Below are 14,514 nucleotides of genomic sequence, written 5' to 3'. Positions count from 1 at the left end.
CACCCGCCCCTCCCGCGTGCCCGGGGCGATGCGCGGCGCGCGCGGTGTCGCGCGGATCCGGCCGGACGGGATGCTGGAAACCTGCCGTGCGCGGGGCATCGGCACAGACTCACTTCGGTGTCACGGCGTCGGCAGATCGCCGAGATGACGGGCATCTGAGTGCCTTCGGCAACCGTTACACGGTGGTAACACGGAGCCCTTCTCAGGGCGAATACCCGGGGTATGTTGAGGATTCGTGCGCGTCGCAAGGGGCGCGTTCGGGCCACCGATCCCCATCTGAAGGACGTGTTCGTGATCCCACGCTCCCCTCGGCTCCGCCCGGAGTCCGACCGCGCAGCCTCCCTGCGCCGGGCGACGGCCTCCGTCGCCGCCACCGCCCTCGTCGCCGCCGGCCTCGTCACGTTCGGAGCGGGAGGCGCGATGGCCGCGCCCGCGCCGACCGTCGCGAAGCAGGCGGCCGACCTCGAGGACGGCCGCTACATCGTCACCCTCGTCGACCAGGCCGCCGCCACGTACCAGGGCGGCATCGCGGGACTCCCCGCGACGCAGGCGCGCTCGGGCACGCAGCTCGACGCCCGGTCCGCCCCCGTCGTCGACTACACCGACCACCTCGAGCAGCAGCAGCAGGATGTGGCCGCCAGCGTCGGCGCCGACATCGACTACTCGTACTCGCTGACGGTCAACGGCTTCTCGGCCGATCTCACCGCCGAGCAGGCCGCCGAGCTCTCGAGCGACCGGGAGGTCCAGAGCGTCGAGCTCGACCGGATCTACCACCCCACCTCCACCCCCGCGGCCGACTTCCTCGACCTCACGGGCGCCGACGGCGTCTGGGCGAAGACGGGCGGTCAGGAGGAGGCGGGCGAGGGCGCGGTGATCGGCGTGATCGACACCGGCATCGCCCCCGAGAACCCGTCCTTCGCGGGAGAGCCGCTCGGCACCGCGAAGGGCGACGCGCCCTACCTCGACGGGTCCACAATCCGCTTCGACAAGGGCGACGGCACGCAGTTCGCGGGCGTGTGCCAGACGGGCGAGCAGTTCACGGCCGCCGACTGCAGCACGAAGATCGTCGGCGCGCGCTACTTCGTCGACGGCTTCGGCAAGACGAACATCGGCACCGCGGCGACCGGCGAGTACGTCTCCCCGCGCGACGGCGACGGCCACGGATCGCACACCGCGTCCACCGCGGCGGGCGAGGCCGGCGTGGAGGCCACCATCGACGGCAACCCGCTCGGCGAGATCTCGGGCGTCGCGCCCGCGTCGAAGGTCGCGGCCTACAAGGTCTGCTGGTCGGGCCCCGACGGCTCCGTCCAGACCGACGACGGCTGCGCGGGCGCTGATCTCGTCGCCGCCATCGAGCAGGCGACGAAGGACGGCGTGGACGTCATCAACTACTCCATCGGCGGCGGCGCCGCGCGGACCACGTTCTCCGCCACCGACCAGGCGTTCCTCGGCGCGGCCACGGCGGGCATCTTCGTCTCGGCATCCGCGGGCAACTCCGGGCCCGACGCCTCCACGCTCGACAACGCGTCGCCGTGGATCACGACGGTCGCCGCGAGCACGGTCGCGGGCAACTTCGAGGCCACCGCGAAGCTCGGCGACGGGCAGCAGTTCGCGGGCTCGTCCATCACGGTCACCGAGCCGGTGACCGGCGCCTTCGTCACGGCGGCCTCCGTCGCCGCGGCCGGCGCCACGACCCCGAACCTGTGCGGACCCGGATCCCTCGACCCGGCCGAGGCGGCCGGGACGATCGTCCTGTGCGAGCGCGGCACCTTCGACCGCACCGCCAAGTCGGCCGAGGTCGAGCGGGCCGGCGGCATCGGCATGGTCCTCGTGAACCCGACGCCCAACTCGATCGACGCCGACACGCACGCCGTGCCGACCGTCCACCTCGACGCGGACGTCTACGCGGCCGTCTCCGCCTACGCGGCGACGTCCGGCGCGACCGTCACCCTCGTGCCCGACAACGTCACGGGCGTGTCCGCCCCGACCCCGCAGGTCGCCGGCTTCAGCTCGCGCGGCCCGGTGCTCGCGGACGGCAGCGACATCCTGAAGCCCGACGTCGCGGCGCCCGGCGTCTCGATCATCGCGGCCACGAACAACGCGGAGGGCGGCGACCCGACCTTCGCGCTCCTGTCCGGCACGTCGATGGCGGCCCCGCACGTGGCCGGCCTCGCGCTGCTGTACCTGGGCGAGCGCCCGAACGCGCCCGTCTCCGAGATTAAGTCGGCCCTCATGACCACCGCGTACGACACGGTGGACGCGGACGGCGGCACGGTCACGGATCCCTTCGCCCAGGGCGCCGGCCACGTGGACGCGCGCCGCTACCTCGACGCGGGCCTCCTGTACCTCAACGACCGCAGCGACTGGGTCGCGTACCTCGCGGCCCTCGGCTACGCGACGGGCATCGACCCCGTCGACCCGTCGGAGCTCAACCTGGCGAGCATCGCGATCGGCGCCCTCACCGGCTCCGAGACCGTGACGCGCGAGGTCACCTCCACCGGGCCCGGTACCTACGCGGCCAGCGTGCAGGGGCTCGCGGGCATCACGGCGGACGTGACCCCGTCCACGCTCGAGTTCACCGAGGCGGGCCAGACGAAGTCGTACGAGGTGGCGTTCACGCGCACCACGGCGCCCGTCGACGCGTACGCCACCGGGTCGCTCACCTGGACGAGCGCCGACCACGTCGTGCGCAGCCCCGTCGCCGTGAACCCCGTCGCCATCGCGGCCCCGGCCGAGGTGCAGGGGACCGGCATCGACGGCTCCGTCGACGTCACGGTGACACCCGGCACCACGGGCCCGATCGCGCTGACCGCCGAGGGCCTCACCGCCGGCGTCGTGATCCCGGACCCGGAGGACGCCTCGTCGCCCGTCACCGGATCCGGCCCCGCGAAGACGTCGGCCACCTACCCGGTGACCGTCCCGGAGGGCCAGCTGGCCACCCGGATCGACCTCGACTCGGCGGACGACGCCGCCGACCTCGACCTCACGGTCACCCGGGTCGTCGACGGGAAGGTGGCGGCGACGTACACCTCGGCCACCGAGTCCGCCGACGAGTCCGTGACCATCGAGGAGCCGGTCGCCGGCGAGTACGTGGTGAAGGTCGACGTCTTCTCGGTCCCCGAGGGCGAGACGACCGAGGAGTGGACGGTCACGGAGTACGACCTGTCCACGACGACGGACGAGGGCGGCTTCCGGGTGTCCCCGGACCCGGTCGACGCGGTGCAGAGCCGGCCGGCCACCTACACGGCGTCGTGGACCGGCCTCGCTCCCGAGACGTCGTACCTCGGTCGCGTCGCCTACTCGGGCTCCGCGGCGACGACCTACGTGCGCGTCGAGTCGGGCGCGATCCCGGCCCCCGTCGCGACCGCGCCGCCCGTGATCACCGGCACGCCCGCCGTCGGCCGGACGCTCACCGCGTCGCCCGGCACGTGGGACGCCGAGAGTCTGGCCTTCTCGTACCAGTGGTCCGCCGGCGGGAAGCCGCTCGCCGGCCAGACGCGCGCGACCTACCGGGCCGCGAAGTCGGTCGCGGGGAAGTCGCTCACGGTCGTCGTGACGGCGAAGCCGGCCGCGGGCCCCGCGGGCACCGCGACCAGCGAGCCCGTCGTGATCAAGCTGGCCAGCAGGGTCACGGTGTCCGTCACGCCATGGGTGCTGACGAGCGCGCGGAAGGCCGTCGTCACGGTCGAGGTCGACAGCGCGGCGAAGGCGGCGCCCACGGGCAGCGTCACCGTCACGGTCGGCAGGGACGCGTACGAGGTCGCGCTGGACGCGTCCGGCACCGGCCGCGTCCGGCTGCCGGCGTACGCGAAGGGCCTGTACGCCGTGACCGCCGCCTACGCGGGCGACGACGCGAACGCGGCGGAGACCAGCTCGCGGAAGCACATCTTCGTGATCCGCTGATCCGCGACTGATCCCGAGTCATGACCTCCGAGGGGGCGGGTGCCGCGAGGCGCCCGCCCCCTCCGTCGTGCGCGGCGGTGCGTCAGCGGAAGATGATCGTGCGCGCGCCGTCGAGCAGCACGCGGTGCTCCGCGAACCAGCGCACGGCCTGCGTGAGGGTGCGCGACTCCTCGTCCTGGCCGATGGCCATGAGCTCGCGCGCGCTGCGGGAGTGGTCCACCCGCACGACGTTCTGCTCCACGATCGGCCCCTCGTCGAGGTCGCTCGTGACGAAGTGGGCGGTCGCGCCGATGAGCTTGACGCCGCGCGCGTGCGCCTGCTTGTAGGGGTTCGCGCCCTTGAAGCCGGGGAGGAAGGAGTGGTGGATGTTGATGATCCGGCCGCTGAGGCGCGCGCAGAGCTCGGGGGAGAGGATCTGCATGTAGCGCGCGAGCACCACCAGCTCGACGTCGTGCTCCTCGACCGCGCGGATCACGCGCTCCTCGAAGGCCCGCTTCGACGCGTCGTCCGTCACGGGCACGTGCTCGAACGGCACGCCGTAGAAGCCCGCGAGGTCGGCGAGCTTCCCGTGGTTGCTGAGCACGAGCGGGATCTCGACGGGCAGCTGGCCCGCGCGCTGCCGGAAGAGCAGGTCGTTCACGCAGTGCTCGGCGGTGGATCCCAGCACGAGCGTGCGCAGCGGCCGGCCCACCTCGTCGAGGTGCCAGGTCGCGTCGTACCGCTCGACGACCGCGGCGAGGGCGTCGGCCAGCCGGTCGTCGTCGGCCGCGCTCTGGATCTGCAGGCGCATGAAGAAGCGGCCGGTGTCGGCGCTCGAGAACTGCTGCGACTCGGTGATGTCGCCGCCGGCCTCGACGATGGCCCCGGCGATGGCGTGGACGATGCCCGGCCGGTCGTCGCAGGAGAAGCTGAGGACGCGGTGCGGGGCACGCGCCGGGGTGGCCTGGTCGGTCATCCGTCTAGGCTAGCGACTGGCCGGGCGGATCCCGCCGGCCCCGGGAGCTCTCCCGCCGTCGACGTCCCGTGGGTCTCCATGACGAACACCTCCCCCATCTTCCTGCCCGATCCCGACCGCGTCGCGCACGCCGGCCGGCGCACGCCCGTGCCGCCGCACGACCCGTCGGATCCGGCCTTCCGCTTCCCCTGGGTCGGCATCCTCACCCTCGCCGCGTGCGTGTTCCTCAGCGTCACGAGCGAGACGCTGCCCACCGGCCTCCTCAGCGAGATGAGCGGCGACCTCGGGGTGGAGGAGTCGCGCGTCGGCCTCCTCGTCTCGGTGTTCGCGATCGCCGTGGTGGTCTCGAGCGCGCCGCTCGCGGCCCTCACCCGGCGGGTCCCGCGGCACGCGCTGCTCCTCGCCGTGCTCGCGGTCTTCGCGACGAGCAACCTCCTCACGGCGCTCGCGCCCACGTTCGAGCTCGTCGTCGCGACGCGCGTGCTCGGCGGGCTCGCGCACGGCCTGTTCTGGGCGGTCGTCGGCGCGTACTCGGCGCACCTCGTGCCGCCCGCGCTCATCGGCCGGGCGGTCGCCCTCACGGTCGGCGGCGGCAGCCTCGCGTTCGTGCTCGGCGTGCCGCTCGGCACCGCGGCAGGGCAGGCGTTCGGCTGGCGCGCGGCGTTCGCGGGGATCGGCGTGCTGACGCTGCTCGGGATCCTGCTGACCTGGCGGTTCCTGCCGGCGGTAGGGCGGCCGGAGCGCGAGACCCCCGCGGCCGCGTCGGGTGTGGGCCGCGTCCCCCTCCGCGAGCGCATGGCCGGGCAGGGCGTGGGCGGCGTGCTGCTGGTGTGCCTCACGGCGATGGTGATCATGATCGGCCAGTACGGCTTCTACACGTACGTCGACCCGTTCGTCACGCGCGTGATGGGCATCCCCGAGCAGCAGCTGAGCGCCATGCTCTTCGGCTACGGGATCGCCGGGGCCGTCGGCCTCCTCATCGCGGGCACGGTCTTCTCGAGCCGGCCGCAGCTCGGCGTGGTCTCGGGGCTCGCCGCCGCGGCGCTCGGCGTGAGCGCGCTGGCGTTCGCGCCGGGCATGTGGGGCGTCGCGATCCCCGGCTTCCTCCTCTGGGGCCTCGCGTTCGGCGCGATCCCGTCCCTCCTCCAGACGCGCATGCTGCACGCCGCGCACCCGTCGTTCCGCGACACGGCGAGCTCGTTCTACACGACGGCGTTCAACGTGGGGATCGGCGGCGGGGCGCTCGCCGGCGGCGCGCTGCTCGACGGGCTGGGGCTCCCGACGCTGCCGGTCGCGTACCTCGTCGTCATGGCGGTGTCGGTGGTGCTCGTCGTCGGATCCGCGGGGCGGGCCGCCCGGGGTCGCGCGACCGCCGCGCGCGCGGACGCCTGACGCCGCCGGACCCACGAGGCCGTCGGTGGTCCCCAGTCGTCCCGTGGCGCGGGAGGCCGTCGCTGGTCCCCAGCCGTCCCGTGGCGCCGCGTGCCTGCGCGAGGATGGAGCCGTGACCACGACCCCCGCGCCCCTCGGCCTCCTCCTCGACGTCGACGGCCCCATCGCCAGCCCGATCACCCGCACCCTCGCCATCCCGAGCATCGCGACCGACCTCGTGGAGCTCGCCGCCGCGGGCGTGCCCATCGTCTTCAACACCGGCCGGTCGGACGCCTTCATCCGCGAGCAGGTCGTCGGCCCGCTCCTCGCCGCCGGCCTGCCGGAGGGCGCGCGCGTGAACGCCGTGTGCGAGAAGGGCGCGTCGTGGTTTTCGATCTCGCCCGCGGGTGCGGGGGAGGTTCACGTCGACCGGTCGCTCGCGCTGCCCGAGGCGTTCATGCGCGACATGGAGCGGCTCGTGGAGGAGCGCTTCGCCGACTGGATGTTCTTCGACGCCACCAAGCACGCGATGGTCTCGCTCGAGCAGCTCACGAGCGTGTCGTCCGCCGACTACCTCGCCGTGCAGCCGGAGCTCGACGCGCGCGCGGTCGAGATGCTCCAGGCGCACGGGCTGGGCTCGGTGCTCGAGGGCGTCGAGGTGCCGGACGCGGAGGGGCGCGTGCAGGTGCGCGTGGATCCGACGATCATCTCGACCGACATCGAGTCGATCCGCCTCGGCAAGGACCTCGGCGCCTCCCGCGCGCTCGAGCTGCTGGCCGACAGCGGTCCGCTGCCGCTGCGCTGGCGCACGGTCGGCGACTCGCGCACCGACTACGCGATGGCCGGCTGGCTGCACGAGCACGGTCACGAGGTCGCGCACGTCGACGTGCGGCCCGCCGACGGGATCCCGGCGACGCCGTACCCGGTGCTCACCGCGGGCGACCTCGTGCACGACCACGCGGGGGCGGCGTTCCTCGCGCACTGGGTGCGGATCATCCGCGGCGAGGAGGCGGACGACTCCGCGTTCCTCGCGCCGGGGCGCTCCGCGAGCTGATCCGCACCCGCTCTCCGCGCACGCGATCCGCGCACGCGATCCGCACGCGGCCGCCCGCCGCGCTCGCCGCACGACCCGAGGGCCCGTCCGATCCGGACGGGCCCTCCCGCGTGTGCGCGAACGGATGTTAGCCTCGGCTAACACTTCGACGGAGAGGCCGCCATGACCCGCACCGCCCCCGAGCGCCGCGCGCGCCGGCCCGTCACGGGACCGCGGCTCGTCCTCCTGCTCGGGCCGGCGTTCGTCGCGGCCATCGCCTACGTGGATCCGGGCAACGTCGCCGCGAACCTCACCGCGGGCGCGCGCTACGGCTACCTGCTCGTGTGGGTGCTCGTCGCCGCGAACGCCATCGCCGTGCTCGTGCAGTACCAGTCGGCGAAGCTCGGGCTCGTCACGGGCAGCAGCCTCCCGGAGCTCCTCGGCCGCCGGCTGCCGACCACCCGCCGCCGCGCGTTCTGGGTGCAGGCGGAGCTGATCGCGGCGGCCACCGACCTCGCGGAGGTCATCGGCGGGGCCATCGCGCTGCACCTGCTGTTCGGGATCCCGCTGCTGGCGGGCGGCGTGATCGTGGGGCTCGTCTCCATCGGCCTCCTCGCCGTGCAGTCGCGGCACGGGCAGCGGCCGTTCGAGCTCGTGATCGGGGCGCTGCTCCTCGTGATCACGGTCGGCTTCCTCACCGGCCTCGTCGTGAGCCCGCTCTCCGCGTCCGGCATCGCGGGCGGCCTGGTGCCGCGCTTCGACGGGCCGGACAGCGTCCTGCTCGCCGCCAGCATGCTCGGCGCGACCGTGATGCCGCACGCCGTCTACCTGCACTCCTCCCTCAGCCGCGACCGGCACGGCGTGCAGACCGACGACGGCGTGCTCCGGCGGCTCCTCCGCGCGACGCGCTGGGACGTGATCACCGCGCTCGCCGTGGCCGGCGCCGTCAACATCTCGATGCTCCTCATCGCGGCCGCGAGCCTCGGCGGCGTGCCCGGCACCGACTCCATCGAGGGCGCGCACGCGGCCATCACGGCGTCGCTCGGGCCGGTCGTCGGCGTCGTCTTCGCGGTCGGGCTGCTCGCCTCCGGCCTCGCGTCGACGTCCGTCGGCGCGTACGCGGGCGCGGCGATCATGGGCGGCCTGCTGCACGTGAAGGTGCCGCTGCTCGCGCGGCGCGTGGTGACGCTGATCCCGGCGCTGGCGATCCTCGCGATCGGCGTCGACCCGACGACCGCGCTCGTCGTGAGCCAGGTCGTGCTGAGCCTCGGGATCCCGTTCGCGCTCGTGCCGCTGATCCGCCTCACGGGCGACCGCCGCGTGATGGGCGCGCACGTCGACCGGCCGCTCACGCGCATCGCGGCGTGGGTGGCGGTGTCGCTCGTGGTGGTGCTGAACGTGGCGCTCGTGGTGCTGACCGTCACGGGCTGAGCGCGCCGGGGCGCGTCGGCGGGCCGCGGATCAGTCGGCCGCGGAGACCCACACCGCGGAGGCGGCGGCGGGCGTGAGCGGGCGGACCGCGGATCCGTCGACCGTCACGAGCACGGCGGCCGCACCGCCCGACGCGCGTGACCGCACGAGCGTCGCGTCGAGCCCGATGCCGTGCTCCGCGAGCTCGCGCAGCAGGCGCGGGTCCTCGTCGGAGATGCGGCGCACGCGCAGGGGCCGGTCGGCGGCGGCGTGGGCGAGCACGGTCGCGTCCGGGAGGTGCGGCTCGCCGTCGGCCGAGGGGATCGGGTCGCCGTGCGGATCCCGCGACGGGTGCCCGAGGTGCGCGTCGATGCGCGCCACGAAGTCGTCCGAGACCGCGTGCTCGAGCACCTCGGCCTCGTCGTGCACCTCGTCCCAGCCGTAGCCGAGCACCTCCACGAGGAACGTCTCGAGCAGCCGGTGGCGGCGCACCATCTGGATCGCGTGCCGGCGCCCGTCGTCGGTGAGCTCGATGCTGCCGTACGGCCGGTGCTCCACGAGGCCCTGCGCCGTGAGGCGGCGGATGCCGTCGGAGGCGGTGGCGGGCCGGATCCCGAGCCGCTCCGCCAGCCGCGACACGGTCATGGGCTGGTCGGTCCACTCGGTCGCCGACCAGATGAGCTTGAGGTAGTCCTGCGCGGCGCTGGACAGCTCGTCGACGGACATGCCGCCATGGTACCGAGCGCCCGCGACCGGCTCCCGGCCGCCCGGGCGGTGCATGCTGGACGGGACCGCGGGCAGGGACGCCCGCGGCGGATCCGATGGAGGAACCACATGCAGTACCGGAATCTCGGGAACAGCGGCGCGGTCGTCTCGACCTACGCGCTCGGCACCATGACCTTCGGCGCGGAGGCGGACGAGGAGACCTCGGGCCGCATCCTCGAGGCGTACGTCGCCGGCGGCGGCACGTTCATCGACACGGCGGACGTCTACACGTCGGGCGTCTCCGAGGAGATCGTCGGGCGCTGGCTGAAGGCGCATCCGTCGGAGGCCGACCAGCTCGTCGTCGCCACGAAGGGCCGCTTCCCGATGGGGGAGGGGAACAACGACGTCGGCACCTCGCGCCGCCACCTCACCCGCGCGCTCGACGACTCGCTCCGGCGCCTCGGCGTCGACACGATCGACCTGTACCAGATGCACGCGTGGGACGCAGTGACCCCGCTCGAGGAGACCCTGCGCTTCCTCGACGACGCCGTGCGCGCCGGCAAGATCTCGTACTACGGCTTCTCGAACTACCTGGGCTGGCAGCTGACGAAGGCCGTGCACGTCGCGAAGGCCCTCGGGTACACGCCGCCCGTCACCCTGCAGCCGCAGTACTCGCTGCTCGTGCGCGAGATCGAGTCGGAGATCGTGCCCGCGTCGCGGGATGCGGGCATCGGCCTGCTGCCGTGGTCGCCGCTCGCGGGCGGCTGGCTCACCGGCAAGTACCGCCGCGACGAGACGCCGACCGGTGCCACCCGCCTCGGCGAGGACCCGGAGCGCGGCATGGAGGCGTTCACGCCGCGGAACGGCCAGGAGCGCACGTGGGCGATCCTCGACGAGGTGCGTCGGATCGCCGACGCGCACGGATCCACGTCGGCGCGGGTCTCGCTCGCGTGGCTCGAGGCGCAGCCGGCGGTGACCAGCGTGATCCTCGGCGCCCGCACCGTGGAGCAGCTCGAGGACAACATGGCCTCCGCCGACCTCGAGCTCACGGCCGAGGAGATCGCGTCGCTCAGCGCGGTGAGCGCGCCCGTGGTGTCCGACTACCCGTACGGCCCGGCCGGCGTGCAGCAGCGCCACCGCGCGATCGACGTGCGCGGCTGACCGGGACGGCGCCGGTCGCCGTCGCCGCGGGCGACGGGATCGGCGCCGTGGCGGGGGCCGGCGTCGTCGTGTCGCCCGCACGGCCGGCGGGGCGCGACCGGCCCGGGCGCTCGGCCCGCGGCGTGATCCGCACCCGCGGCACGTGCCGGCGCACCACGACCTCGAGGGTCAGCTGTCCGCGGCACGCGAGCACCACGGCGACGACCATCGCGGCCAGCGCGGGCACGCCGCCCGAGACGATCATGCCGACGTGCACGCCCCACGCCTCCACGATCCCGCCCATGAGCGGACCGCCGATCGCCTGGCCGCCGAGGAGCACGAGCACGTAGACGCTCATCACCCGGCCGCGGATGGCGACGTTGCTGGAGAGCTGCACGAGCGAGTTCGCGGCGGTCTGGAACAGCAGCGACGCCATGCCGACCGTCACGAGCACGGCGGCGAACGGCGCGATGCCGGGCATCAGCCCCGCGGCCGCCTGCAGGACGCCGGTGATCCCGACGCCCACCACGATGGTCCGCAGCCGCACGCTCGTGCGCCGGGTCGAGAGCAGCGCGCCCGTGAGCGCGCCGATCGCGACCATCGAGTTGAAGAAGCCGTAGCCGCCCGCGCCCACGTCGTAGACGTCGCTCGCGAACGCCGCGAGCAGCACGGGCATCGTGAGGCCGAAGACGCTGAACACGGCCACGAGCACGACGGGCCAGAGGATGGTCGGCTTCGACCGCGCGTACCGGAGGCCCTCCGCGAGCTGGCCGCGGCGGCGCGGGGCGGGCGGGATGCGGACCAGGTCGCGGGTCTTCAGGCTCCACAGGGTGAGCACCACCACGACGCACGCGAGCGCGTTGATCGCGAACGACCAGCCGGCGCCCACCGCGAGCAGCAGGATCCCGCTGAGCGCGGGCCCCACCATGCCGCCGAGCTGGAACACCGACGAGTTCACGCTGATCGCGTTCCGCAGGTGCTCCTGCCCCACGATCTCGGTGACGAACACCTGACGGGCCGGGTTGTCGATCACCGTGACGAGCCCCGTCGCGAACGCGATGGCGAAGATGTGCCACGCCTCGACCGCGCCCGAGAGCGTGAGCACGGCGAGCAGCGCGCTGAGGAGCGCGTAGGTGCCCTGGGTGATCATCATCAGCATCCGCTTCGAGCAGCGGTCGACGATGACGCCGCCGAGCAGGCCGAAGAACAGCATGGGCGCGAACTGCATGGCGACCGTGATGCCGACCGCGGTGACGCTGCCGGTGAGCTCGAGCACGAGCCAGTCCTGGGCGATGCGCTGCATCCAGCCCGAGGTCATGGCGATGACGTTGGAGGCCGTGAACCGGCGGAAGTTCGGCACGCTCAGCGCGATGAGCGTGTGGCGCCACGGCGGGCGGCGGGTCTGGATCGGGAGCGGGGCGGTCGGGGGGAAGGCGTTCGGCGGCGGTGTCATCAGTCCTGCGGTATGCGTTGCGTATCGGCGGATCGGTTCCGTATGGGTGCGGCCCTCGTGGGGCCGTCACCGAAGCTACCCCGGGACTTCCCATTCGGATCCCGTCTCGACATGATGAGTGGCATCACGATCTCGAATGGAGCGACGATGCTCGACCCGACCCTGCTCGCCACCTTCCTGCAGGTGGCCGACACCCGCAGCTTCACGCAGGCGGCCGCGCGCCTCGGCATCAGCCAGCCGACCGTGAGCCAGCAGGTGCGCCGGCTGGAGCGCGCGGTCGACCGCACGCTCATCGCGCGCGACACCCGCGACATGCAGCTCACCGACGCGGGCGACGCGATGGCCGGCTTCGCGCGCACGATCCTCGCGGCGCACCGGGCGGCCGAGAGCTACTTCGGCGGATCGCAGGTGAGCGGCCGCCTCCGCTTCGGCACCGCCGATGACCTCGCGATCACGCAGCTGCCGCGCATCCTCCGGCACTTCCGCCAGCTGCACCCGCAGATCGAGCTGGAGCTCACGGTCACGCAGAGCGGGCCGCTGCACCGGAGGCTGCTCGCGGGGCAGCTCGACCTGATCCTCACCAAGACGACCGTGGACGAGCAGCCCGCCGAGCGTCGCGTCGGCCGCGACCGGATGGTGTGGGTGGGCCTCGAGCGCACGCTCATCGAGGCGGGCGCGACGGTGCCGCTCATCGCGTACCGGGCGCCGAGCATCAGCCGGCAGATGGCGATCGACGCGCTCGAGCGGGCCGGGCGCACGTGGCGGGTCACCTGCAGCACGCGCGACGTGAACGGCGTGCTCGCCGCGGTGCGCGCGGGCATGGGCGTGGCGGTGCTGCCGCAGGCGCTGATCCCGACCGACCTCGTGAAGGTGACCACGCGCCTCGCCCTGCCGGAGCTCGACGAGGTGGACTACGTGCTGATGGCGAACCCGGCGGGCCCGCGGGACTCGATCGAGGCGCTGACGTCGGCGATCATGTCGCGCGGGGTGGCGCGGGCGAGCTGAGGGCCGCCGCTACCAGCGGGCGACCGGCGGCAGGCCGTCGTCCGCGAGGCCGTCGTCGCGGACGCGTCCGCGGCTCCGGGCCCACCGACCCCGCCTGCGCGGGCCGGGCTGGTGCGGCGTCTCGGGCTCGTCGGGATCGGCGCCGGGGGTGCCCGGCTGCTCGAGCTGCATGGCCAGGGCGCGGAGGCGGGCGTCGAGCTCGGCGTGCGCGACGGCGGCCTCGTCGGGCCGGGCGCGGTCGTCGCCGACGTCCGCGGGGAGGCGCGTGGCCTCCTCGAGCGGCATCGCGTCGGCCTGGGCCTCCGCGAGGCGACGGGCGCGGCGGCGGGAGGCGAGGATCCCGAAGGCGCCGACGGCGATCTGGAAGAGGCCGAGCCAGCCGGACGCGTCGTTCACGGGAGCCAGCACGTGCCAGGCGCCGAGCGCGATCCACCCGATGTTGACCCACATGGGCCAGGCGAACCCCGAGGCGCCGCCCGGGCTCCCCGGAGGCCGGCCCGTGCCGCGTCCCTCGTCGCTCATGCCGTTCCTCCGTGCCGACCCGAATCCGCCTGCGAGTGTGTCACGCGAGGTCGGGAGCCGCCTGGAGCCAGACGAACGTTCGGGGGCTCAGGACGATGCCCTTGGTGAGGCGCAGCCGCTCGTCGCGCACGAGGTCGACGGCGTGCTCGGCGAACCCGCCGAGGGTCGCGGCCTCCACGGTCGCGGCGTCGTCACCGAGGTTCGCGAGCACGAGGACCGTGCCGTCGGCGTGCGGCCGCTGGTAGCCGAGGACGTGCGGGTGGTGCGCGTCGAACCCGACGACGCGCGTGCCGCCGAGGGCGGGGGTGGCGCCGCGGACGGCGACGAGGCGGCGGATCCCGGCGTGCACGACCCCCGTGCTCGTGGTGCGGTCCTCGCGCTGGTCGTAGCGCTCGAACGGGTGCAGCGGGCGGTTGACCCAGCGGCTGTCGTCGGCGTGCGCGGGCACGTCGTCGTAGCCGTAGTCGTTGAGCTGGCCCACCTCGTCGCCGAGCACGAGGATCGGCAGGCCGCCGCTGCTGAGCGCGATGGAGTGGGCGAGGAGGATCCGCTCGACCGCGCCCGGGTCGTCCTGCTCGAGGCCCGCGAGGGACGCCGTGGTGCCGGCGACCCCGGCGGGGTGCGCGACGCCGCGCGCGTGGCTGCCGGCGAACCGGCCCAGGTGGAAGTCGGTGAGGAAGCGGCGGTGCTCGTCCGGGTCGATGCCGAGGGCGCGCGCGTCGTCGTCGTCGAAGGCCCAGCGCAGGGCATCGAGGTCGCGGACGCGCGTGGTCCACGCGGTGCCGGCGGGCGCCTCGCCCCGGCGCTCGAGCGAGCGGGAGAGGAGCGCGGGCGAGCGGGTCGCGAGCGCCTCCCAGACGAGGGCGGTGCGCTCGGGGTCGTCGACGAGGCGCACGGCGGCGTCGGCGTCGAGGGCGGCGGGCGCACCGGGTGCGTCGGCCGCGACGGCCAGGGCGACCCCGGGGGAGACGCGGCGGGCGACGGCCGCGAGCACGCGGAGGAGGGCGGCGGCGCGGG

11 protein-coding genes are annotated in these 14,514 nt (G+C 74.2%); 6 read left to right on the top strand and 5 right to left on the bottom strand.

The window, feature by feature from the left end; all coding sequences use genetic code 11:
* Positions 1-285 precede the first annotated feature (285 nt).
* A complete protein-coding gene (locus AWH51_RS08465; RefSeq protein ID WP_063071655.1) occupies positions 286-3,903 on the top strand; it encodes a S8 family serine peptidase in 3,618 nt (1,205 codons plus the stop codon).
* Between the two features lie 82 nt (positions 3,904-3,985).
* On the opposite strand, the gene purU is transcribed toward AWH51_RS08465, so the two are convergent.
* Complete coding sequence (gene purU, locus AWH51_RS08460) at positions 3,986-4,858, bottom strand: formyltetrahydrofolate deformylase (protein WP_063071654.1); 873 nt, start codon at positions 4,856-4,858, stop codon at positions 3,986-3,988.
* A gap of 78 nt (positions 4,859-4,936) precedes the next feature.
* Here purU and AWH51_RS08455 point away from each other — a divergent pair, with 78 nt between their 5' ends.
* The 3 genes from AWH51_RS08455 to AWH51_RS08445 all read left to right on the top strand — a co-directional run bounded on the left by AWH51_RS08455 (position 4,937) and on the right by AWH51_RS08445 (position 8,693).
* Positions 4,937-6,250 carry an MFS transporter gene (locus tag AWH51_RS08455; RefSeq protein WP_063071653.1) on the top strand — a complete coding sequence of 438 codons (1,314 nt, stop codon included), beginning with the start codon at positions 4,937-4,939 and terminating at the stop codon, positions 6,248-6,250.
* Between the two features lie 112 nt (positions 6,251-6,362).
* Complete coding sequence (locus AWH51_RS08450) at positions 6,363-7,283, top strand: hypothetical protein (protein WP_081234999.1); 921 nt, start codon at positions 6,363-6,365, stop codon at positions 7,281-7,283.
* Positions 7,284-7,445: 162 nt separating this feature from the next.
* Entirely contained in the window at positions 7,446-8,693 is a 1,248-nt protein-coding gene (locus tag AWH51_RS08445) for an Nramp family divalent metal transporter (RefSeq protein ID WP_063071652.1), read from the top strand.
* Between the two features lie 30 nt (positions 8,694-8,723).
* Here the strand turns inward: AWH51_RS08445 and AWH51_RS08440 are convergent, their stop codons facing one another.
* Positions 8,724-9,398, bottom strand: a complete 675-nt coding sequence (locus AWH51_RS08440) for a metal-dependent transcriptional regulator (RefSeq protein ID WP_063071651.1) — start codon at positions 9,396-9,398, stop codon at positions 8,724-8,726.
* 108 nt (positions 9,399-9,506) lie between these two features.
* On the opposite strand from AWH51_RS08440, the gene AWH51_RS08435 reads away from it, so the two are divergent.
* Positions 9,507-10,538, top strand: a complete 1,032-nt coding sequence (locus tag AWH51_RS08435; RefSeq protein WP_063071650.1) for an aldo/keto reductase — start codon at positions 9,507-9,509, stop codon at positions 10,536-10,538.
* On the opposite strand, the gene AWH51_RS08430 is transcribed toward AWH51_RS08435, so the two are convergent.
* The gene (locus tag AWH51_RS08430; RefSeq protein WP_063071649.1) at positions 10,447-11,970 is read right to left on the bottom strand and encodes an MFS transporter; all 1,524 of its coding nucleotides are present in this window, start codon (positions 11,968-11,970) and stop codon (positions 10,447-10,449) included. The genes AWH51_RS08435 and AWH51_RS08430 overlap by 92 nt on opposite strands.
* A 147-nt stretch (positions 11,971-12,117) precedes the next feature.
* Here AWH51_RS08430 and AWH51_RS08425 point away from each other — a divergent pair, with 147 nt between their 5' ends.
* Positions 12,118-12,975 carry a LysR substrate-binding domain-containing protein gene (locus AWH51_RS08425; protein WP_063071648.1) on the top strand — a complete coding sequence of 286 codons (858 nt, stop codon included), beginning with the start codon at positions 12,118-12,120 and terminating at the stop codon, positions 12,973-12,975.
* 9 nt (positions 12,976-12,984) lie between these two features.
* Here AWH51_RS08425 and AWH51_RS08420 read toward each other — a convergent pair whose 3' ends face one another.
* Together AWH51_RS08420 and AWH51_RS08415 are read right to left on the bottom strand one after the other, a co-directional pair.
* Positions 12,985-13,497: a hypothetical protein gene (locus AWH51_RS08420; RefSeq protein ID WP_063071647.1), complete on the bottom strand. Its 513-nt coding sequence runs from the start codon at positions 13,495-13,497 to the stop codon at positions 12,985-12,987.
* A 40-nt stretch (positions 13,498-13,537) separates the two neighbouring features.
* Positions 13,538-14,514: DUF3459 domain-containing protein (locus tag AWH51_RS08415; RefSeq protein WP_131798123.1), on the bottom strand; the 977-nt coding region annotated here is incomplete at its 5' end.

Origin of the sequence: Clavibacter tessellarius, from assembly GCF_001618005.1 — a bacterium.
Taxonomy (GTDB): Bacteria; Actinomycetota; Actinomycetes; order Actinomycetales; family Microbacteriaceae; genus Clavibacter; species Clavibacter tessellarius_A.
The sequence above is the reverse complement of the archived record's forward strand: the minus strand, read 5'-3'. Positions and strand labels throughout refer to the sequence as shown.